The organism is Microbacterium sp. KR10-403 (assembly GCF_040196215.1).
Lineage (GTDB): Bacteria > Actinomycetota > Actinomycetes > Actinomycetales > Microbacteriaceae > Microbacterium.
Genome location: NZ_JBEGDC010000004.1, coordinates 273,334 through 291,448 on the forward strand (window position 1 = coordinate 273,334; position 18,115 = coordinate 291,448).

An 18,115-nucleotide genomic window follows, 5' to 3' on the forward strand; every position below is an offset into this window, starting at 1 on the left:
GCCATGACCGACCACGAGGTGCGACGCCGGACCGGCGGGCGGTCTGAGCGCGTCCGCCGCGCCGTGATCGAGGCCGCGTTGCAGCTTCTGCGGGACGAGGGCGTCGAAGAGTTCACGGTCGCGAAGGTCGCCGCCACCGCGGGGGTCAACGCGACCTCCGTCTACCGGCGGTGGACGAGCCGGGAGAACCTCATCCTCGACGCGATCGTGAGCGAAGGCGAGAAGCAGGGAGGGTCCCCCGACACCGGGACGCTCGCCGGTGACCTCACCGCCTACGCCGAGGCTCTGGGCGATTACCTCGCCACCGCGGACGGCACGGCGCTCACCCGGGTGCTCTTCTCCCCCGACGTGCTGCGCGAGCTGCAGCCCCAACGCGAGGAGCTGATCGGCGAGCGCGTGAGGGATCTGACCCGGATGCTGGACCGTGCCCGCGAGCGCGGCGAGATCACGGGGCATCCGGATCCGCGGGCCATCCTCGACATCCTCATCTCCCCACAGCAGATCCGCGTGATCGCAGGCGAGAGCCCTGACAAGTGCCTGCCGACCCGTCTCGCTCGGGTCGCGACGGCCGGCATCGACGCCGACGCGTTCGATCGGCCGGCCTCGACCTGACCGGGAGAGACCCTCAGCGGCGGTAAGCAGGCGGGGTCCACGGCCCGACCTGCAGGCGCCGTGCCATCCGCTCGTCGGACCACCCGAAGTGCAGAGTGCTCCGGATGATCCACCAGCGCCCGTCCCGCCGCTCACAGAGATCCTCGTTGCGGGCGGTCGCCATGATCATGGGTCGACGTTCCTCCTCGTCATACACCAGCGTCGCCACCTGGTATTCGCATCGGGCTCGATCACCGTCCACATCGACGAGGAGGTTCGCGACCTGATGGCGCATCACACTCCAGGTGATTTCACCCTGGCGGTATCCGGGGGTGAAACGGTCCTGGTCGCCGCACACCTTCTCGAGAATCTCCTCCAGCCCCGCCGAGAGCACCCGCCCGTCGCCGGCGATGATCATGGCGTCCGGGGCGAACGCCTCCCGGTACAGTGCGGGCTCGGTCGTGTCGCGCGCCTTCGCATACAGTGCCACGAGGCGTGCGATCGCGGCATGCGCCGCGGCGTCCGCCGCGGTCTGCGGCGCCATCAGTACGGCCTCTCGAGCACGGCCATCGCCCCGTGCATGAGCGCGGGATCGGGCGGCAGGTTCTCCTGCTCTCGCTGCGACAGCACGACGCTCGTCTCCACGACCGTCCGCACCCGCTCCCACCGGCGCGCGAAGAACGCCTCGTAAGCGCCCGCGACCGTATCCGCTTCGGCAAGGCAGCGCGCCAGGACGACGCCGTCCTCCAGCGCCATCCCCCCACCCATGCCCAGGTGAGCGGTGGTCGCGTGCGCGGCGTCACCGATGAGGAGCACATGGCCGCGCGACCACTCCTTCAACAGCAGCCAGTCGAACGGGCGCGGGATGATCTCATCGCCGGGCGTGAGTCGAGAGCGCAGCTCGACGATCGCCGGCGCCGTGTACTGGGCCATGAAGTCGCGCACGAGCTCGTACGCATCCTCGGATGACAGATGGGTGCGCGGCATGTTCACGACGAAGGGCACGTACAGCTTGCGGGGATACGGCTGGTAGTAGAAGGCCATCCGGCCGGGCGCGCCGGCCACGTACCAGCCCTCCGGTTCGATCGGATCACCGTCGGCCAGCCAGCGGATGCTCATCTGCCCGGCGTACTCCGGCGCGGGTGCATCGGGGAAGACCAGCGAGCGGATCCGGGAATACGCGCCGTCCGCCCCGATGAGGATGTCGTAGCGCCGGACCTCGCCGCCGGAGAGCGTGACCGTCACTCCGTCGGGCATCTCGTCGATCGCATCGACCGTCAGCCCTGTGCGCAGATGGGCGCCGGCCGCGCGGGCGCGCCGCACAAGGATCTCGGCGATGGCCGGCCGATAGGCGCCGATCGGACCGCGGCCCTGCCCCTCCGGCGGCGCGGGCGGCAGCGCACTGGTCAGCCGGCCGGCGATGTCGTACATGCCGGGCGCGCCGAGGCCCGGCTGCCCGGTCGCGGCGACCTCTTCGTAGATGCCCAGCTCGGCCAAAGCGTCGGGCGCGCGCCCCGCGATCCCCATCCCCGCACCGACCGCGCCGAAGCGCTCACCGAGCTCGACGACGTCGACATGGACGCCGATCTGCTCGAGAGCGATCGCGGCGGCGAGTCCCGCGATCCCTCCTCCGACGACGAGGGCACTCGAAATCAGGGCCATCCATCACTCCTTCGCTCCGCGCGCCTCCGGTGAGACGCGTACGCCTCCCTTGATATCGACGGACGGCGTCCTCGCGCGAGGGATGATACGGAGCGCGAATGGGGCGGATGGGTCGTTCCGATGGAGGGCCGTCGCGGGACAACGGCCCTCAGCGTCGCTGCCCGGCGCGCTGCGAATGCATCCAACGCATCGACGACATCCTGGGCGATCCAGACGCGATTGCGCCGTTACGGTCCGATCGCCTGCAGCACGCCCGCGTTTTCAAGCTGTTGCACGGGCTCCACCAGCCTCTGCTCACGCCTCTCTATGTGAATGAAGTGGTGCAATCAGAGGCTGGGCGCCACCGTCCCACACACGAGGCGCAGCTCGGCGTCGACGGCGTGGGACCTCAGACGCCCCACAGCTCGTGGATGCCGAGGTAGTGCGCGAGTGCGCCCTCGAGCTCGGTGAGCTGCTCGCGGGTGAGGAAATCGACGGGATCGTCGGATACGAAGTCCACGTCGATCGACCGGATCTGATCCACGAGCAGCACCGTGCGCCGCCCGGCGAGCTCCATCTCCGGGCGATGGATCGCCCGGCCGGCCGAGGTCGACGTCGGAACCACGGTGACAACCGTCAGGGGCGATCTCGACGGTGACACGACCACACCGAGACGCCGTCCTCGCTGCTCGTGGCCACGTGCCTGCCCGAGGTCGATGCGGTAGACGGCACCTCGGATCACCAGGCCTCCGGCTCTGCGTTCACGTCCTCGTCGGCCAGGGCCGCGGCATCCATTCGGAAGTCCTCCAGCCACCGCTCGTGATCGAGCAGCCGCAGAGCGCGCCGCAGCGTGTCGGACGTCGCCTCGCCGGGCCGCGCCGCCTCGCGGAGGATGCGGGCGTCCTCTGCCGTGGGCCGGAATCCGATCGTGCTGGGCATAGGTGAAGCCTAAGCCGAGTTCAACAGATGTTCAACAGGTCACACCAGCCGCAGCTCGGCGTCGACGGCACCGGCCGTCTCGAGCAGCGCGGGCAGGTACTCGTCGCGCACGCGCTCTTCACTGACCCGGGTGGTGCTCGTCGAGACGTTCAGCGCCGCGATGACGGCACCCGAGCGGTCGTGCACGGGCGCGGCGACCGAACGCAGCCCGGGCTCAAGCTCGCCATCGACCATCGCCCAGCCCTGGGCGCGCACGCGATCGAGCTCAGCCGCCAGGGCGGCGCCGGTGAGGGTCTTCTCCGTGAGGTGCAGATCGGTGGATGCCGCGACCGCCGCGTCGCGCGCGGCATCCCCCATCCCCGCCAGCAGCACCCGGCCCATGCTCGTGGCGTGCGCGGGGAAACGGGTGCCGATCGTGATGCGCACGCTCATGATGCGGCGCGTGTGCACGCGGGCGACGTAGACGATGTCGGTGCCGTCGAGCACCGCCGACGACACCGACTCGTCGACCCGGTGCGAGAGCCGCTCGAGGTGCGGCTGGACGACCTCGGGCAGCGACAGCCCCGACAGATAGCTGAAGCCCAGCTCGAGGACGTGCGGGGTGAGCGAGAACGCGCGGCCGTCGCTGCGCACGTAGCCGAGCGTCTCGAGCGTGCGCAGGAAGCGCCGCGCCGCCGCACGCGGAATGTCGGTGCGGGTGGCGACCTCGCTGAGCGAGAGGCTCGCATGGTCGGCGTCGAACGCGCGGATCACCGCCAGCCCGCGCGCGAGGGACTGGACGAAGTCGGGCGAGGCCTGGTCGGTCATTCGGCGTACTCCTCGAGAGCGGAGCGGATGTCGGTGTGCGAGAAGTCGTCGCCGGCGTACAGCAGGGGCTCGTCCTCGACGTAGGCGAGGGCGTAGCTGTACGAGTCGCCAAGGTTGAGCTTGGCCGGATGCCGTGAGCCGCGGCCGAAGCGGCGGTATGCCATGCTCGCGACGCCGGCCTGATCGGCGTCGAATGCGACGATCTCGGTCGCGAATCGCCGCAGCACCGCGTCGAGCCGACGCAGCCCTGACTCGCCGAGCCGCGACCCGACCACGGCACGCACCTCGACAAGAGTGGCCGCGGACATGGATGATTCGTGCTCGACGAGCAGTTCTTCTATGACGGGAGCGAGACCTTCTCCCTGAAGCAACGCCACAAGAGCGGACGAGTCGACGATCACTTCGGAAGCCCGAGGTCGTCATAGAGATCGTCCTCAGCAGTGGCGAGGCTTGCTCTCTGCTCGGGGGTGGTGTCCGCCCAGAACTCCTCGAGGATCCTGTGCACCGCCGCCCGCCGGCGCGCCACCTCCTCAGGCGAGAAGTCCGGCCTGCGCGCTGCACCCGTCGGCGCGCCCAACTCAGCGAGGCGTCGGCGCACGGCATCCTCCACCGCGCTCGTCTGACTCATCCCCGTGCGCTCGGCGAGCTCACGGACCAGCGCGTGCGTGCGCTCGTTCTTGATGTTCAGACTCATGAGCTCATTCTACCGTGGTGGACTGGCGTGTTCTACCGTTCTACCGCTCGAGCACCACGGCCAGGCCCTGACCGACGCCGATGCAGATCGCGGCGACCGCGACCCCACCGCCGCGGCGCGCGAGCTCGTGGGCCGCGTGGCCCACGATGCGCCCGCCGGAGGCGCCGAGCGGATGGCCGATCGCGAGCGCCCCGCCGTGGATGTTCACCTTCTCGGGATCGAGGTCGGGCCAGCCCTTGATGTCGGCGAGCGACTGCGACGCGAACGCCTCGTTGAGCTCGACGACGTCGACGTCGGCCCAGGTGCGGCCGGCGCGCGCGAGTGCCTTGTTCGCGGCCTCGATGGGCGCCAGCGGGAAGACGTCGGGGTCCACACCGTGGGCCCCGCGCCCGGTGATGCGCGCCAGCGGCTCGACGTCGAGAGCGCCCTCCGCACCGAGCAGCACCGCCGAGGCCCCGTCGTTGATCGACGACGAGTTGCCGGCCGTGACGGTCCCGGCGTCATCGCTCGCGAACAGGGCGCGCAGCTTTCCGAGCTTCTCCAGCGACGTGTCGTCGCGGATGCCCTCGTCGCGCGCCAGCTCGGCGCCGGGCACCTGCACGATCTCGCGATCGTACACGCCGTCGGTCCAGGCCTTGGCCGCCAGCTGATGCGAGCGCAGCGCGAAGGCGTCCTGCTGCGCGCGCGTGAGCCCGACCTGCCGGGCGACCTTCTCGGCCGACTGCCCGTTCGAGATCGTCCACTCGGCCGGCAGTGCCTTGTTGATCATGCGCCAGCCGATCGAGGTGTTCCACATCGTCTGGTTGCCGGTGGCGGGCCACGGCTTCGCCGACTTCTCGACGATGAACGGCGCCCGGCTCATCGACTCGACACCGCCGGCGAGCACGAACCGAGCGTCGCCGGCCTCGATCGCCCGCGACCCCTGCACGACCGCCTCGAGCGACGACGCGCACAGCCGGTTGACGGTCACACCGGTCACACTCGTCGGGAACCCCGCGAGCAGCGCCCCCATGCGCGCGACGTTGCGGTTGTCCTCCCCCGCCTGGTTGGCGTCGCCGAAGATCACGTCGTCGATCTGCGCGGCATCCACCCCCGTCCGCTCGACGATCGCCTTCATCACGACCGCGGCGAGGTCATCGGGCCGGATGCCCGACAGCGCTCCTCCCGCGCGGCCGAACGGCGTGCGCACGGCGTCATAGACATAGCTTGCGGTCATGATCACTCCTTCGTGGGGGTGGATGCCGCGGCATCCCCCGTCGCATCGATCAGGGTAAGCCCGGTGAGCTGCTCCAGCTCGGCGACGGTGGTGTCACCGAACGCCTCACGGACGGCGAAGCCGTCGGGCGTGACGTCGAACACCGCGTGGTCGGTGTACACGCGGGTGACGCAGCCGACGCCGGTGAGCGGATAGGTGCACGCGGCGACGAGCTTCGAATCGCCCTTCTTGGTGAGCAGGTCGGTCATCACGTAGACGCTCTTCGCGCCGATCGCGAGGTCCATGGCCCCGCCGACCGCGGGGATCGCCCCGGGCGCTCCGGTCGACCAGTTGGCGAGGTCGCCGGTCTGCGACACCTGGAACGCACCGAGCACGCACACGTCGAGGTGCCCGCCCCGCATCATGCCGAACGAGTCGGCGTGGTGGAAGTAGGCGGCGCCGGGGAGCGCGGTGACGGCCTGCTTGCCGGCGTTGATGAGATCAGGATCGACGCGCCCCGGCTCGGGCGCACCGCCCATGCCCAGCATGCCGTTCTCGGTGTGCAGGATGATCTCCTGATCGTCGGGCAGGTAGTTCGCGACGAGGGTCGGCGCCCCGATGCCGAGGTTGACGTACGAGCCCTCGGGGATGTCGGCGGCGATGCGCGCGGCGAGATCATTGCGGGAGATGGTGGTCATCGTGCGGCCTCCTGCTCGGCGTCTTCACGGGGATTGCCTTCGAGGTCGACGCCGCCCACGAATGCGCCGCCCTGCAGCCAGCGGCGCTCGCCCACGGCGACGACGCGGTCCACGAAGATGCCGGGGGTGACCACGGCCTCGGGGTCGAGCTCACCCAGCGGCACGATCTCGTCGACCTGGACGATGGTGACCGACGCCGCCGACGCCATGATCGGCCCGAAGTTGCGGGCCGTCTCGCGATAGACGAGGTTGCCCCAGCGGTCGGCCTTGCGGGCGCTGACGAGGGCGAAGTCGGCGCGGATCGGGTACTCGAGCACATAGTCACGACCGTCGATGGTGCGGTGCTCCTTGCCCTCGGCCAACTGCGTGCCCACGCCCGTCGGAGAGTAGAAGCCCCCGATGCCGGCGCCGGCGGCGCGAATGCGCTCGGCGAGATTGCCCTGCGGAACGAGCTCGAGCTCGATCTCGCCGGCGCGGTAGAGGCCGTCGAAGACCCATGAGTCGACCTGCCGCGGGAACGAGCAGATGATCTTGCGCACGCGCTTGCGGGCCAGCAGCGCCGCGAGCCCGACATCACCGTTGCCCGCGTTGTTGTTGACGATGGTCAGGTCTTTCGCACCGGACTCGATGAGCGCGTCAATGAGTTCGACGGGCTGGCCAGCGCGGCCGAACCCCCCGATCATGACGGTCGCGCCATCGGGGATTCCGGCCACGGCGGATGCGACATCCGCCACGGTCTTGTCGATCACGGGTCCTCCTCAGTGAGCTGCACCGTGCGTCTCGCCGGACTGATGTTCGTACTGCGAACGCTCGTGCGCATTACGGACATTCTACCTCCGCACACCGCCGAGAGGAAGAACGTCGCCCTTGCGCAGACAGGAATGACGATATAGCGTTCAGACAACACGGTCGATCGGCATTTATATCTATATTCAACATAGTGTGTGTGCCGGCGCCGTGCGATGGACCAATGGAGGTAATTCATGTCGACGCTGACGGACCCGATAACGGACGACGCCTTCGACGTCATCGTCGTCGGCGCCGGAGCGGGAGGGCTGTCAGCGGCCGTCCGCGCAGCCCACGGCGGCGCCACCGTGCTCGTGCTCGAGGCCGCCGAGGTGTGCGGCGGGGCGACCGCGTGGTCGGGCGGGTGGCTGTGGGCGCCCCGGTCGATGCTCGCGAAGGCCGAGGGTGTCGACGAGCCGATCGAGGACGTGAAGGAGTATGTGCGCGCGGCCGTCGGCGACGACTATGACGAGGAACGCGTCGACGCGTTCCTCCGTGCCGCCCCCGAGATGATCGAGTTCTTCCACACCCGCACGGCGCTCCGCTTCGTCCCCGGATCGCAGATCAAGGACATCTACGGAGACCTGCCGCACGCCGGCACGGGCAACCGCTCTGCGGGGGCGAAGCCCATCAACGCGCGGCGGCTGAGCAGGGCAGTGCGCTCCCTCCTGCGCCGCCAGCTCTATGAGACCTCCTTCCTCGGCATGGGCATCATGGCCGGCCCCGATCTCGGGGGGTTCCTCGCGGCCGCACGCGGAGATCTGAAGGGGCTCTGGCACGCGACGTGGCGCGTGGCGCTCCACGTGTTCGATCTCATCCTCTACAGGCGCGGGATGCAGCTGGTCAACGGGACCGCGCTCATCGGGCGCCTGCTCCAGTCGGCGGAGGACGCCGGCGTCCGCGTGAGCGTCTCGTCACCCGCCCAGCGCCTGCTGACCGACGAAGACGGGCGTGTCACGGGCGTCGTCGCCCGCACCCCCACGGGCACCCGCGCGTTCACCGCCCGCGCGGGCGTCGTCCTCGCGGCCGGCGGCTTCCCCAACGACGTCGCCCGGCGAAGCGAACGATTCCCCCGCACGCCGACCGGAGCCGAGCACTGGACGCTGGCGCCGACGACGGCCGACGGGAGCGGCATCTCGCTCGGCGAGAGCGTCGGGGGCGTCCTCACCCAGCGCGCCTCGGCCGGCGCGTGGTGCCCGGTGTCGCTAGTGCCCTACCGCAGCGGCCGTGTCGGGGTCTTCCCGCACATCATGGATCGCGCCAAGCCGGGCAGCATCGGGGTCGTGAGCACCGGCCGGCGGTTCGTCAACGAGGCCAACGGCTACTTCGACTACGTCACCGCCATGTTCGAGGCGGCGCCCGACGGCGAGCCGGTGCGCTCGTGGCAGATCGGGGACGCGCGGTTCGTGCGACGCTTCCCCCTCGGCATGGCCAAGCCGAGGCCGGTGCCGCTGTTCCCCTACCTGCGCAGCGGCTACCTCGTGCGAGCACGCTCGCTGGCGGCCCTCGCGCGCAAGTGCGGCATCGATCCCGATGCCCTCGTCGATGAGGTCGCCCGCTTCAACGCGGCCGCACGCAGGGGCGCCGATGATGACTTCGGGCGCGGTGCGACACCCTTCAACCGCTATGGCGGCGACCCGGGCTGCACGCCGAATCCCTCGCTCGCGCCGCTGAGCAAGGCGCCGTACTACGCCGTCCAGGTGCGGCCGGGCTCGTTCGGCACCTTCGCCGGCCTGGCCGCCGACGACCATGCGCGGGTGCTGGATGCCGCGGGGCGGCCGGTCGACGGCCTGTATGCGGTCGGCGCGGACCAGGCCAACGTCTTCGGCGGCCATTATCCCGCCGGCGGCGTCAACATCGGCCCCGCTCTCACCTTCGGGTTCGTCGCAGGCCGCGAACTCGCCGAAACAGCCCGAGGAGGGCACTGATGACCAGACAGCTCGGCATTGCACATCTCACGCTGCTGCCGCTGACGCCTCCCGAAGTCGTCGACGTCGCCGCCGCCGTCGGCCTCGACTTCGTCGGCCTGCGCGTGCACCGCGTCACTCCGGACGAGGAGATCGCCGACATGCACCCGCACTCCCCGGCGCTGCATGAGACGCTCTCCCGCCTGCGCGACAGCGAGGTGACCGTGCGTGACATCGAGTTCCTCCCGATCACCGCACGGACGACGCCGGATGACTGGCGCGGGGCGCTCGAGTCCGGCGCACTGCTCTCTGCGAGCGTGTTCACCGTCGCGGGCGCCGACCCCGATCGCTCACGGCTGATCGACACGCTCGGCCGGCTCTGCGAGGAGGCCGCGGGGTTCGGCATCCGCCCCGCCCTCGAGGCCATCTCCTATCAATCCGTCGCCACCGTCGCCGAAGCCGCCGCCATCGCCCGCGCCGCGGGAGCGGCCCTCATGCTCGATCCTCTGCACATCCAGCGCAGCGGATCGAGCATCGATGACGTCGCCGCGCTCGAGGCCGATCTCGTCCCCGTGGTGCAGCTGTGCGACGCGCCGGCAGAGCTCGGCGCCGACGATGACGACGCGCGGCGCTACGAGGCGCGGCGCCACAGGCTTCTCGTCGGGGAGGGCGAGCTGCCGCTGGCCGAGCTGCTCGCGGCCGTTCCCGCCGATGTGCCGGTGAGCCTCGAGGTTCCGAACGAGCACCTGCGCGAGACCCTCTCCGCGACCGAGTTCGCGGCACGCAACGTCCGGGCCGCACGAGAGCTCCTCGACCGCACGGACGCGGCCGCGTCGAACGCGGAAGGCGATCGTGATGCCTGAGACCGACTGGGACAAGACCGTCGACCTGCTCGTGCTCGGGTCCGGTGCGGCCGGGCTGTCCGCCGCGACGACGGCGGCGGCTCGGGGCCTCGACGTCCTCGTGCTGGAGAAGACCGAGTACCTGGGCGGAACGACCGCGTATTCGGCGGGCACGTGCTGGATTCCGGGGCACCGCCACCAGCGTGCCGAAGGCCAGACCGGCGAGCACGACGCCGCACTCCGGTATCTCGACCTGATCGTCGGCGACAAGGCGCCGCGTGAGCTGCGCGAGGCGTACCTGGATCGCGGGCCCGAGATGATCGACTTCTTCGACGACCTCGGAGTGCGCTTCTGGCACTCACGGACCGTCGTCGACTACCACCCCGAGGTCGAGGGCGCCGGCATCGGCCGCGCCCTCGAGCCCGAGACGTTCGACGGGCGCCTGCTCGGCGACGAGGACTTCCGCCGCGTGCGCTGGCCCGTCCCCGAATTCGCGCTCTTCGGCGGCACCCTCATGGTCCGTCGCGCCGAGGTCAACACGCTGCTCGAGCTGTTCCGCGGATCGCCGCGCGCCGCCTGGCTGGCCCTTCGCCTCGGGGTCCGCTGGTTCGTGGACCGCCTCAGCCACCCGCGTGGGACGCGTCTGGCGATGGGGAACGCGCTCGTCGCCCATCTCTTCCACACGCTGAAACAGCACGGCGGGCACGTGTCGTTCTCGAGCACGGCGAAAGAGCTCATCCTCGACGGCGGCCGGGTGGTCGGAGCCGTCGTCGGCTCGCACGGCCGCGAGGTGCGGATCGCGGCCCGGCGGGGCGTCGTGCTGGCCGGCGGCGGATTCTCGGCAAGCGCCGCATGGCGGAAGGAGCACCTGCCCCACCCCACCCCCCAGTTCACGCGGGCCGCCGAAGGCGCGACCGGCGACACCCTGTCGCTCGGCATGCAGGCGGGCGGCGTGCTCGGCCCCGACCATGGTGACAACGCGCTCTGGTTCCCGAGCTCGATCGGACGTCGCCGTGACGGCTCGCTGATGGTGTTCCCGCACATCTGGGACCGCGCGAAGCCCGGCATCGTCGCTGTCGGCCGATCCGGCCGCCGCTTCGTCGACGAATCGGTGTCGTACGACCGGTTCGTGCGGGCCATGTACCGGGCGAACACCGACGACGAGACCGTGCCCGCATGGCTGGTCCTCGACGCCGCCACGCTGCACGCGTACGGGCTGGGGATGATCCGCCCGCACACGTCACGGCCGTTCCTGACGAAGTACATCCGCGACGGTTACCTCTACCGCGGGCGGACCATCCGCGAGCTCGCCGCACGGATCGGTGTCGATCCGGAAGGGCTCGAGACGACCGTGCGCACGGCCAACCATGCGGCTGCATCGGGCGTCGACGAAGAGTTTGGCAAGGGCACGACGACGTTCGGCCGGCAGTACGGCGACCCCCGGCATCAGCCGAACGGGAACCTGGGCCCGATCCGGACCGGCCCGTTCTATGCGCTTGCGGTCGTCCCGACCCCGCTGGGCACCGCCCTCGGTTTGAAGACCGACGTGCATGCGCGCGTCCTCGACGGCGACGGGAAACCCGTTGCGGGACTGTACGCTGCGGGAAATGACGCGGATTCGCCGATGGGGGCCGAGTACCCTGGGGCTGGATGCCAGGTCGGTGCGGGGATGACCTTCGGGTATGTCGCCGCCCTGGACGCCGCACACGACGCAGACGGTTAGGGGCACTGTGGAAGCACGCTGGCTCGAGGCATTCGTCGCCGTGGCCGAGGAACTGCACTTCGGACGCGCCGCGCAGCGGCTTCACATGGCGCAGTCACCGCTGAGCCAGACCATTCGGCGGCTCGAGACGAGCATCGGCGTCCCCCTGTTCGACCGGAACACGCGAAGCGTGTCGCTCACGGCCGCCGGCACCGCGCTGCTGCCGATGGCCTATCGGGTGCTGCGCGACGTGTCGCTGGCCACGGCCGCGGCCCAGGCGGCATCCGGCCGTGTGCGCGGAACCGTGCGCATCGCGTTCTCCGGCGCGTTCAACCACCTGACGCTGCCCGCGCTGGCGCGCGCCATCCGCCGCGAGCTCCCCGACATCGAGCTGGAGCTCATCAGTCGTGTGAACACCGGGGAGGGGGTCACGCGACTGCGCAACGGCACGATCGACCTCGCCTTCGTCGGCCTCCCGGTCGGATCGCAGTCCGTCGTCTCATCGCGGCTCATCTCCGCGATGGAGATGGGCGCCGTCGTGCCCGAGGACCATCCCCTCGCCCACGAGCCCTCGATCAGCGTGAGCCAACTCGCCGAGGACGACTTCCTCTGCATGCCGACCGACGGGTCGTCGGCCATGGCCGAGGCCCTCATGCGCTGCTGCACCGCCGCCGGGTTCCGCCCGCGCGTGGTCCAGGAGATCTCGGATCCGTACATGCTGCTCACGTTCGTCGCCGCCGGGATGGGCGTGAGCATCGTCGCAAAAGATCTCGAATCGATCCTCCCGCGCGGTGTCCACTGGGTCCCGTTGAACGATCAGGAGGTCTACATGTACCACGGGATCGCGTGGATGACCGAGGACCACACGGCCGCCCTCGACGCGGTGCTCGAGCTCGCCGAACGCATCCTGCCGACACCGACGCAGCACGCGGCGCCCCGCTGACGACCCACTCCCCCGTCCGCGGCGACGATGTACGCGCCCCTCAGTAGTCGGCGCGTCCGCCCGACAGATCGAACACCGCCCCGGTCGTGAACGCGCACTGATCGCTCGCGATCCACGCGACCGTCGCGGCGACCTCGTCCGCGCGGAGGAACCGTCCCATCGGAATCAGCGCGCGGGTCTTCTCGATGAACTCCGGCGTGAGCTGCGCGAACAGGTCGGTCTCCACCATGACGGGCGCGACCGCGTTCACCGTCACACCCGACCCGACGAGTTCGCGGGCCAGCACCTTCGTCATGCCCACGACGCCGTGCTTGGCCGCGACGTAGGCGGCGATCCCCGGAGTGGCCTCTTTCCCGGCGATGGACGCGATCGTGATCACGCGCCCCGCGCCGCGCTCGCGCATTCCCGGGATGACCGCCTTGGCCGTCACGAACGCCCCGGTCAGGTCGAGGTCGACGACGCGGCGCCACTGCTCGACGTCGTACTCCCAGGCGGATGCGACCGGCCCCGTCACGCCGGCGCATGACACCAGGACGTCGATCCGTCCCATCATCTCGTTCGTGGCGGTCAGCGCCTCGTGCACCGAGCCCTCGTCGGTGACGTCCACCCGCAGCACCGCTGTCGCGTGCTCGTCGTCCGCCGGCGCGACATCCCACACCACGACCTCCGCGCCCGACTCGGCGAACAGGCGGACCACGGCGCGCCCGATTCCGCCCGCCCCTCCCGTGACGACGACATGCATCCCGCTGAACGAAAACGACACGTGTGACATGCGGCCACGGTAGTGCGGTATTGAGATGCTAACAAGCAGAATCAATGATCAATTTCATCGTTCTGTTTACACAGTTTCGATCAATACTGGAAAGGACCCCCACCAGTGGGCGTCTCATCGACGAGGCGACGGACCGGGGAGACAGACCAGGAGGCAGGACTCATGTCGACGTTCGTCGTCATCTATCAGTACGCAGACGACAGCGAGGAGAGCCGCAACGTGCATCGTCCCGACCACGTCGCGTTCCTCACACGGCTGCACGATGAGGGAGTCCTGTACATGAGCGGCCCCCTGGTCGACGATCCTCCCCGCGCGACCCTCATCCTGGAGGAGGCCGACCGTGCCGCCCTGGAGGCGCGGATGGACCAGGACCCGTTCTTCGCGAACGGGTTGATCGCCCGCCGCGACATCGCCGAGTGGCGGGTCGTCTTCGACCCTCGAACGGCGCAGGGATGAGCACCGCGCTGGCCGCACGCACGGTCGAGAAGGAGACGCTGTCGTTCGAACACGTCGCCATGCCGCAACGGAGAACCGGTGAATGCCTCATCCGCGTCGACGCCGTCAGCCTGTGCGGCACCGATCTGCACATCTTCCAGGACGACTACGCCACCGACCTCCCGATCGTCCAGGGCCACGAGATCTGCGGCACCGTCGTGGACCCCGACCCCGACGCCGATCTCCCCGCCGGCACCCGCGTCGTCGTCGACCCCCTCACGTCGTGCGGCGCATGCCCCGCATGCCGCACCGGCCACGCGAACGTCTGCCCGAGCCTCTCGGTGCTCGGCTGCTACGGCGATGGAGGACTCACCGAGTTCCTCAGCATCCCCTCTCCCCGGCTGCACCGCGTCCCAGAAGGGATGACGAGCGACGTGGCGGCGCTGGCCGAGCCCACATCGATCGCCATGGAGGCGGTGACGCGCGCCGAGCCCCGCCCCGGCGACGTCGCACTCGTTCTGGGGTGCGGACCCATCGGCCTCCTCGCCTCCGTCGCGCTGACCGATCTCGGTGTCACCGTCGTCGCGGCCGACATCGACGCCGCACGGGCCGCATCGGCGCAGAGCTTCGGCGCCGATGCCGCCTTCGCGGTCGGCCCGCGGTTCCCGGATGCCGCACAGGAGCAGACACTTGCGGAGCTGACCTGCGGCGCCGGGCCGCGCATCATCATCGAGGCGACCGGAGCGCCCGCCTCCCTGCAGAACGCCATCCGGCTGATCGCACCCGCGGGCCGCATCGTGCAGGTCGGCATCTCCAGCGCGCAGGCCTCGATCACGGTCAAGGACCTCACCGACAAGGAGATCGAGCTCTTCGGCAGTCGCAACAGCCGCGGACTCATCCCGGATGCCCTCGCGCTGCTGGGCCGTCACCCACAGGAGGCGGAGACCCTGATCACCCATCGCTTCGGGATCGAGGAGCTCGAGACCGCGTTCCGGACGATGGCGGACCGGTCGGTGCCGACCGGGAAGATCGTGATCCGCGTCTCTCCGGAGGGAGGTGCGGCGCAATGACCGGTCCGATCCCCACAGGAACGGAGCACCTGCCCGCGTCCGTGGATGTTCTGGTGCTCGGCTCCGGCGCGGCCGGGCTCGTCGCCGCCGTCCGCGCCGCCGATGCCGGCGCGGCGGTGTGCGTCGCTGAGAAGGCCGAGCTGCTCGGGGGGACGACGAGCGCCGGAGGCGGAGTGATGTGGGCGCCGGCGACGGAGCTGGCCGGCGCGCGAGGGTTCTCCGACTCGCCGGATCGCGCGATCGCCTATCTGTCGGCCTCGGCGGGCCACGTCATGGACGACGCGGCGATCACCGGCTATGTGCAGACGGCGCGCGATGCCGTCGACTACCTCGTCACCCGCACCCGTGTGCGGCTGACGCCACTGGCACGACCCGACTATCGCGGTGAGTGGCCGGGTGCGGCGCAGGGCGGGCGCAGCCTCGACAACGACGCCTTCGACCCCTCCGCGTTCCCGGGACTCGCGCAGATGCTGCGGCCGTCGTCCTACTTCCCGCCCCTGTCGATGGCCGAACGCGACGACCTCAACGGGCGCGCGCCCGATCCCCGGCTCCTGTCCGACCGCACGGTCCGAGGGGTGCGCACGATGGGTGGCGCCCTGGTCGGTGCTCTCGTCGCCTCGGCACTGGACCGCGGCATCCCGATCATCGCCGGCGCACGAGCGACGGGCCTGAAGCCCCGCGATGACGGATGGGACGTCGCCTTCGACGATGTGACCGTGCACGCGCACAGCGTCGTGGTCGCGACGGGCGGCTTCGAGTGGAACCCGCGCCTGCGCACGGCCTTCCTCGCCTTCCCGGTGACGCCCATCAGCGCGCCGTCGAACGAGGGCGACGGACTGGAGCTGGCGATGGCAGCGGGCGCGTCCGTCGCGGACATGACCGCGATCTGGGGTGTTCCCGTCATCACGCCGCCCGCCCAGAGCTACGACGGCAAGCCGTCGGGACGCATGGCGAACGTCGAGATGACCCTCCCCGGTTCGATCGTGGTCAACGCCGCCGGTGAGCGATTCGTCAACGAGGCGCTCGCCTATCACGACACGTGCCGCATGTTCGGCGACACGGATCCCGCGACCGGCCGGCCGCGCAACATCCCCGCCTGGCTCGTCTTCGACCACGCGTTCGCGCAGAAGTATCCGATCGCCGGTTCCGGTCCCGGTGCCGCACCCGACTGGGCGGTCACGGCGGACTCGATCGAGGAGCTGGCCGCGGCGTGCGGGATCGACGTCGACGGGCTGACGGCGACCGTCGACCGGTTCAACGGGGATGCCGCGCAGGGCCACGACCCCGTGTTCGGACGGGGCGGCACGCCGGAGGACCGGTTCCTCGGCGATGCGTCGCATGCCCCCAACCCCTGCTTGGCGCCTCTGACGGAACCGCCGTACGCCGCCGTGCCCCTGCACCCCGGCGTGCTCGGCACCTCCGGAGGCCTGCGCACCGACGACGAAGGCCGTGTGCTCGGGTGGGACGACGCGCCGATCGGCGGCCTCTACGCGGCCGGCAACGCCAGCGCGGGGGTCTTCCGGAACAACTACCCCGGCGGAGGTGCGACGATCGGCTCCGCGATCACCCGCGCCTTCCTCGCCGGTGCCGCGGCCGCCGCCGACCGGGCGGCGTCATGACGCGCATCGGACTGATCGGCGCCGGGGTCATCGGGCGCACACACGCGCAGGCGATCGCGAGCACGCCCGGGTTCGAGCTGGCCGGCGTGGCCGACCCGTTCCCGTCCGGAGCAGCCCTCGCCGAAGAGTTCGGTGCACCGGTGTATCGCGATCACCACGAGCTGCTCGCCACGGGCGGGGTGGACGCCGTCATCATCGCGACGCCGAACGACCTGCACGTCCCGATGGCGCTGGATGCCGTCGCCGCCGGCATCCCCACCCTCGTGGAGAAGCCCATCGCGACGACATCGGCCGAAGCACAGGCGCTCGTGGCGGCGTCGGAGGCACGAGGTGTCCCGGTGCTCGTGGGCCACCACCGTCGCCATCATCCGGTCGTCCGGCGGGCGAAGGAGATGATCGCGTCCGGGCGTCTCGGCCGCATCGTGGCCGTCAGTGCGACGGCATTCCTGCGCAAGCCCTCCGACTACTTCGACGTCGCATGGCGCCGGGAGCACGGCACCGGCGGTCCGTTCCTCATCAACCTCATCCACGAGGTGGACCTCCTCCGGCACCTCGTCGGCGAGATCTCGCAGGTCTCGGCCCTCGCGTCGTCGGCGACACGGGGCTTCGACGTCGAAGACACGGGCGCCATCGCGCTCTCGTTCGCGGAAGGGGCGCTGGCCGGTCTCGTCGTCTCGGACGCCGCGACCGGACCGTGGAGCTGGGACCTGACGGCGGGCGACTCCCCACGCTTCCCTGTGCACGATGTCGATTCGCACCGGATCGGCGGCGAGAGGGCCGCTCTGACACTGCCCGATCTCCACGTCTGGGAGCATGACGGGCCCGCGGAGTGGACGACGCCGCAGCACGCCGATCGGGAGCAGGTCGTCTTCGAGGACCCCTACGTCGTGCAGTTGCGGCACCTGGGGGAGGTGGCGGCCGGCCTGGCTGCGCCGCTCGTCGATGCACGCGAGGGCGCCAGGGACCTCGAGATCGTCGAGGCTGTGACCGCCTCCGCCCAGACGGGGAGCGTCGTCGCGGTCTGACGGAGTCAGGAGCCCGTCAGCGCGGCGAGGTGACGGAGCGCGAACTCGTACCCCTGGATGCCCGCGCCCATGATGACGGCCGTCGCCGCCTTCGAGACGTACGAGTGGTGACGGAACTCCTCGCGCCGGTGGATGTTGGTGACGTGCACCTCCACCACGGGCCGTTCTGCCGCCAGCAGCGCGTCGAGGATCGCGATCGAGGTCGAGGTGAACCCCGCCGGGTTCAGCACGATGCCGTCCGCCTCGGTGCGGGCGCGCTGGATGAGGTCGACGATCTCGCCCTCATGGTTGCTCTGATGGAACTCGATCTCGACGCCGAGTTCACCGGCGACCGAGGTGCACAGGCGCTGCACATCGTCGAGCGTGTCCGTCCCGTACAGATGGGGCTCGCGCAGTCCCAGCAGATTGAGGTTCGGGCCGTTCAGCACCATGATCCGTGTCATCGTCGT

General features: G+C 70.3%; 21 protein-coding genes. 9 read left to right on the forward strand and 12 right to left on the reverse strand.

What is annotated here, in order from left to right; translation table 11 throughout:
* The first annotated feature begins 3 nt into the window (after positions 1-3).
* Complete coding sequence (locus ABMQ42_RS10540; RefSeq protein ID WP_349722942.1) at positions 4-612, forward strand: TetR/AcrR family transcriptional regulator; 609 nt, start codon at positions 4-6, stop codon at positions 610-612.
* 13 nt (positions 613-625) lie between these two features.
* Here the strand turns inward: ABMQ42_RS10540 and ABMQ42_RS10545 are convergent, their stop codons facing one another.
* The 10 genes from ABMQ42_RS10545 to ABMQ42_RS10590 form a co-directional block, all read right to left on the reverse strand.
* Positions 626-1,135: a nuclear transport factor 2 family protein gene (locus tag ABMQ42_RS10545; protein ID WP_349722943.1), complete on the reverse strand. Its 510-nt coding sequence runs from the start codon at positions 1,133-1,135 to the stop codon at positions 626-628.
* Complete coding sequence (locus ABMQ42_RS10550) at positions 1,135-2,253, reverse strand: FAD-dependent monooxygenase (RefSeq protein WP_349722944.1); 1,119 nt, start codon at positions 2,251-2,253, stop codon at positions 1,135-1,137. Before ABMQ42_RS10550 ends, ABMQ42_RS10545 begins: the two co-directional genes overlap by 1 nt.
* Positions 2,254-2,641: 388 nt before the next feature.
* Complete coding sequence (locus ABMQ42_RS10555) at positions 2,642-3,046, reverse strand: type II toxin-antitoxin system PemK/MazF family toxin (protein ID WP_349722945.1); 405 nt, start codon at positions 3,044-3,046, stop codon at positions 2,642-2,644.
* Positions 2,971-3,171 carry a hypothetical protein gene (locus tag ABMQ42_RS10560; protein ID WP_349722946.1) on the reverse strand — a complete coding sequence of 67 codons (201 nt, stop codon included), beginning with the start codon at positions 3,169-3,171 and terminating at the stop codon, positions 2,971-2,973. The genes ABMQ42_RS10555 and ABMQ42_RS10560 overlap by 76 nt, the downstream gene beginning before the upstream one ends.
* Positions 3,172-3,210: 39 nt before the next feature.
* Positions 3,211-3,978: an IclR family transcriptional regulator domain-containing protein gene (locus tag ABMQ42_RS10565; RefSeq protein WP_349722947.1), complete on the reverse strand. Its 768-nt coding sequence runs from the start codon at positions 3,976-3,978 to the stop codon at positions 3,211-3,213.
* Complete coding sequence (locus ABMQ42_RS10570) at positions 3,975-4,379, reverse strand: type II toxin-antitoxin system VapC family toxin (protein WP_349722948.1); 405 nt, start codon at positions 4,377-4,379, stop codon at positions 3,975-3,977. Before ABMQ42_RS10570 ends, ABMQ42_RS10565 begins: the two co-directional genes overlap by 4 nt.
* A complete protein-coding gene (locus tag ABMQ42_RS10575; protein WP_349722949.1) occupies positions 4,376-4,672 on the reverse strand; it encodes a type II toxin-antitoxin system VapB family antitoxin in 297 nt (98 codons plus the stop codon). The genes ABMQ42_RS10570 and ABMQ42_RS10575 overlap by 4 nt, the downstream gene beginning before the upstream one ends.
* A gap of 40 nt (positions 4,673-4,712) precedes the next feature.
* On the reverse strand, positions 4,713-5,888 hold the full coding sequence (locus ABMQ42_RS10580) for a thiolase family protein (protein ID WP_349722950.1): 1,176 nt from the start codon (positions 5,886-5,888) through the stop codon (positions 4,713-4,715).
* A gap of 2 nt (positions 5,889-5,890) precedes the next feature.
* On the reverse strand, positions 5,891-6,565 hold the full coding sequence (locus ABMQ42_RS10585; protein ID WP_349722951.1) for a 3-oxoacid CoA-transferase subunit B: 675 nt from the start codon (positions 6,563-6,565) through the stop codon (positions 5,891-5,893).
* A complete protein-coding gene (locus ABMQ42_RS10590; RefSeq protein ID WP_349722952.1) occupies positions 6,562-7,314 on the reverse strand; it encodes a 3-oxoacid CoA-transferase subunit A in 753 nt (250 codons plus the stop codon). The genes ABMQ42_RS10585 and ABMQ42_RS10590 overlap by 4 nt, the downstream gene beginning before the upstream one ends.
* 234 nt (positions 7,315-7,548) lie before the next feature.
* Here ABMQ42_RS10590 and ABMQ42_RS10595 point away from each other — a divergent pair, with 234 nt between their 5' ends.
* Genes ABMQ42_RS10595 through ABMQ42_RS10610 form a run of 4 tightly spaced genes read left to right on the forward strand, consistent with a single transcriptional unit; the run spans position 7,549 to position 12,745 of the window.
* Positions 7,549-9,279: an FAD-dependent oxidoreductase gene (locus ABMQ42_RS10595; protein WP_349722953.1), complete on the forward strand. Its 1,731-nt coding sequence runs from the start codon at positions 7,549-7,551 to the stop codon at positions 9,277-9,279.
* Positions 9,279-10,121: a sugar phosphate isomerase/epimerase family protein gene (locus ABMQ42_RS10600; RefSeq protein WP_349722954.1), complete on the forward strand. Its 843-nt coding sequence runs from the start codon at positions 9,279-9,281 to the stop codon at positions 10,119-10,121. The genes ABMQ42_RS10595 and ABMQ42_RS10600 overlap by 1 nt, the downstream gene beginning before the upstream one ends.
* Positions 10,114-11,823, forward strand: a complete 1,710-nt coding sequence (locus ABMQ42_RS10605; RefSeq protein ID WP_349722955.1) for an FAD-dependent oxidoreductase — start codon at positions 10,114-10,116, stop codon at positions 11,821-11,823. The genes ABMQ42_RS10600 and ABMQ42_RS10605 overlap by 8 nt, the downstream gene beginning before the upstream one ends.
* Before the next feature lie 7 nt (positions 11,824-11,830).
* Positions 11,831-12,745, forward strand: coding sequence for a LysR family transcriptional regulator (locus ABMQ42_RS10610; RefSeq protein WP_349722956.1), 915 nt, complete (start codon positions 11,831-11,833; stop codon positions 12,743-12,745).
* Between the two features lie 40 nt (positions 12,746-12,785).
* On the opposite strand, the gene ABMQ42_RS10615 is transcribed toward ABMQ42_RS10610, so the two are convergent.
* Positions 12,786-13,517 (reverse strand): SDR family NAD(P)-dependent oxidoreductase, encoded by a 732-nt coding sequence (locus ABMQ42_RS10615; protein WP_349722957.1) that lies wholly within the window; start codon positions 13,515-13,517, stop codon positions 12,786-12,788.
* A 162-nt stretch (positions 13,518-13,679) separates the two neighbouring features.
* Between ABMQ42_RS10615 and ABMQ42_RS10620 the strand changes: the two genes are divergently transcribed.
* The 4 genes from ABMQ42_RS10620 to ABMQ42_RS10635 are packed head-to-tail and all read left to right on the forward strand — an operon-like array spanning position 13,680 to position 17,666.
* Positions 13,680-13,973: a YciI family protein gene (locus tag ABMQ42_RS10620; protein WP_349722958.1), complete on the forward strand. Its 294-nt coding sequence runs from the start codon at positions 13,680-13,682 to the stop codon at positions 13,971-13,973.
* Positions 13,970-15,022, forward strand: coding sequence for an alcohol dehydrogenase catalytic domain-containing protein (locus ABMQ42_RS10625; RefSeq protein WP_349722959.1), 1,053 nt, complete (start codon positions 13,970-13,972; stop codon positions 15,020-15,022). Before ABMQ42_RS10620 ends, ABMQ42_RS10625 begins: the two co-directional genes overlap by 4 nt.
* Positions 15,019-16,641, forward strand: coding sequence for an FAD-dependent oxidoreductase (locus ABMQ42_RS10630; RefSeq protein ID WP_349722960.1), 1,623 nt, complete (start codon positions 15,019-15,021; stop codon positions 16,639-16,641). The genes ABMQ42_RS10625 and ABMQ42_RS10630 overlap by 4 nt, the downstream gene beginning before the upstream one ends.
* Positions 16,638-17,666: a Gfo/Idh/MocA family protein gene (locus ABMQ42_RS10635; RefSeq protein WP_349722961.1), complete on the forward strand. Its 1,029-nt coding sequence runs from the start codon at positions 16,638-16,640 to the stop codon at positions 17,664-17,666. The genes ABMQ42_RS10630 and ABMQ42_RS10635 overlap by 4 nt, the downstream gene beginning before the upstream one ends.
* A gap of 5 nt (positions 17,667-17,671) precedes the next feature.
* On the opposite strand, the gene aroQ is transcribed toward ABMQ42_RS10635, so the two are convergent.
* Positions 17,672-18,109 carry a type II 3-dehydroquinate dehydratase gene (gene aroQ, locus ABMQ42_RS10640; protein ID WP_349722962.1) on the reverse strand — a complete coding sequence of 146 codons (438 nt, stop codon included), beginning with the start codon at positions 18,107-18,109 and terminating at the stop codon, positions 17,672-17,674.
* Between the last annotated feature and the right edge of the window lie 6 nt (positions 18,110-18,115).

What these genes read in the sequence shown, in the direction of transcription:
- ABMQ42_RS10545 (WP_349722943.1), bottom strand. Translation starts at nt 1,135, where the DNA reads ATGGCGCCGCAGACCGCGGCGGACGCCGCGGCGCATGCCGCGATCGCA.
- ABMQ42_RS10600 (WP_349722954.1), top strand. Translation starts at nt 9,279, where the DNA reads ATGACCAGACAGCTCGGCATTGCACATCTCACGCTGCTGCCGCTGACG.
- ABMQ42_RS10550 (WP_349722944.1), bottom strand. Translation starts at nt 2,253, where the DNA reads ATGGCCCTGATTTCGAGTGCCCTCGTCGTCGGAGGAGGGATCGCGGGA.
- ABMQ42_RS10585 (WP_349722951.1), bottom strand. Translation starts at nt 6,565, where the DNA reads ATGACCACCATCTCCCGCAATGATCTCGCCGCGCGCATCGCCGCCGAC.
- ABMQ42_RS10560 (WP_349722946.1), bottom strand. Translation starts at nt 3,171, where the DNA reads ATGCCCAGCACGATCGGATTCCGGCCCACGGCAGAGGACGCCCGCATC.
- ABMQ42_RS10595 (WP_349722953.1), top strand. Translation starts at nt 7,549, where the DNA reads ATGTCGACGCTGACGGACCCGATAACGGACGACGCCTTCGACGTCATC.
- ABMQ42_RS10625 (WP_349722959.1), top strand. Translation starts at nt 13,970, where the DNA reads ATGAGCACCGCGCTGGCCGCACGCACGGTCGAGAAGGAGACGCTGTCG.
- ABMQ42_RS10575 (WP_349722949.1), bottom strand. Translation starts at nt 4,672, where the DNA reads ATGAGTCTGAACATCAAGAACGAGCGCACGCACGCGCTGGTCCGTGAG.
- ABMQ42_RS10630 (WP_349722960.1), top strand. Translation starts at nt 15,019, where the DNA reads ATGACCGGTCCGATCCCCACAGGAACGGAGCACCTGCCCGCGTCCGTG.
- ABMQ42_RS10635 (WP_349722961.1), top strand. Translation starts at nt 16,638, where the DNA reads ATGACGCGCATCGGACTGATCGGCGCCGGGGTCATCGGGCGCACACAC.
- ABMQ42_RS10605 (WP_349722955.1), top strand. Translation starts at nt 10,114, where the DNA reads ATGCCTGAGACCGACTGGGACAAGACCGTCGACCTGCTCGTGCTCGGG.
- ABMQ42_RS10620 (WP_349722958.1), top strand. Translation starts at nt 13,680, where the DNA reads ATGTCGACGTTCGTCGTCATCTATCAGTACGCAGACGACAGCGAGGAG.
- ABMQ42_RS10580 (WP_349722950.1), bottom strand. Translation starts at nt 5,888, where the DNA reads ATGACCGCAAGCTATGTCTATGACGCCGTGCGCACGCCGTTCGGCCGC.
- ABMQ42_RS10565 (WP_349722947.1), bottom strand. Translation starts at nt 3,978, where the DNA reads ATGACCGACCAGGCCTCGCCCGACTTCGTCCAGTCCCTCGCGCGCGGG.
- ABMQ42_RS10615 (WP_349722957.1), bottom strand. Translation starts at nt 13,517, where the DNA reads ATGTCACACGTGTCGTTTTCGTTCAGCGGGATGCATGTCGTCGTCACG.
- aroQ (WP_349722962.1), bottom strand. Translation starts at nt 18,109, where the DNA reads ATGACACGGATCATGGTGCTGAACGGCCCGAACCTCAATCTGCTGGGA.
- ABMQ42_RS10540 (WP_349722942.1), top strand. Translation starts at nt 4, where the DNA reads ATGACCGACCACGAGGTGCGACGCCGGACCGGCGGGCGGTCTGAGCGC.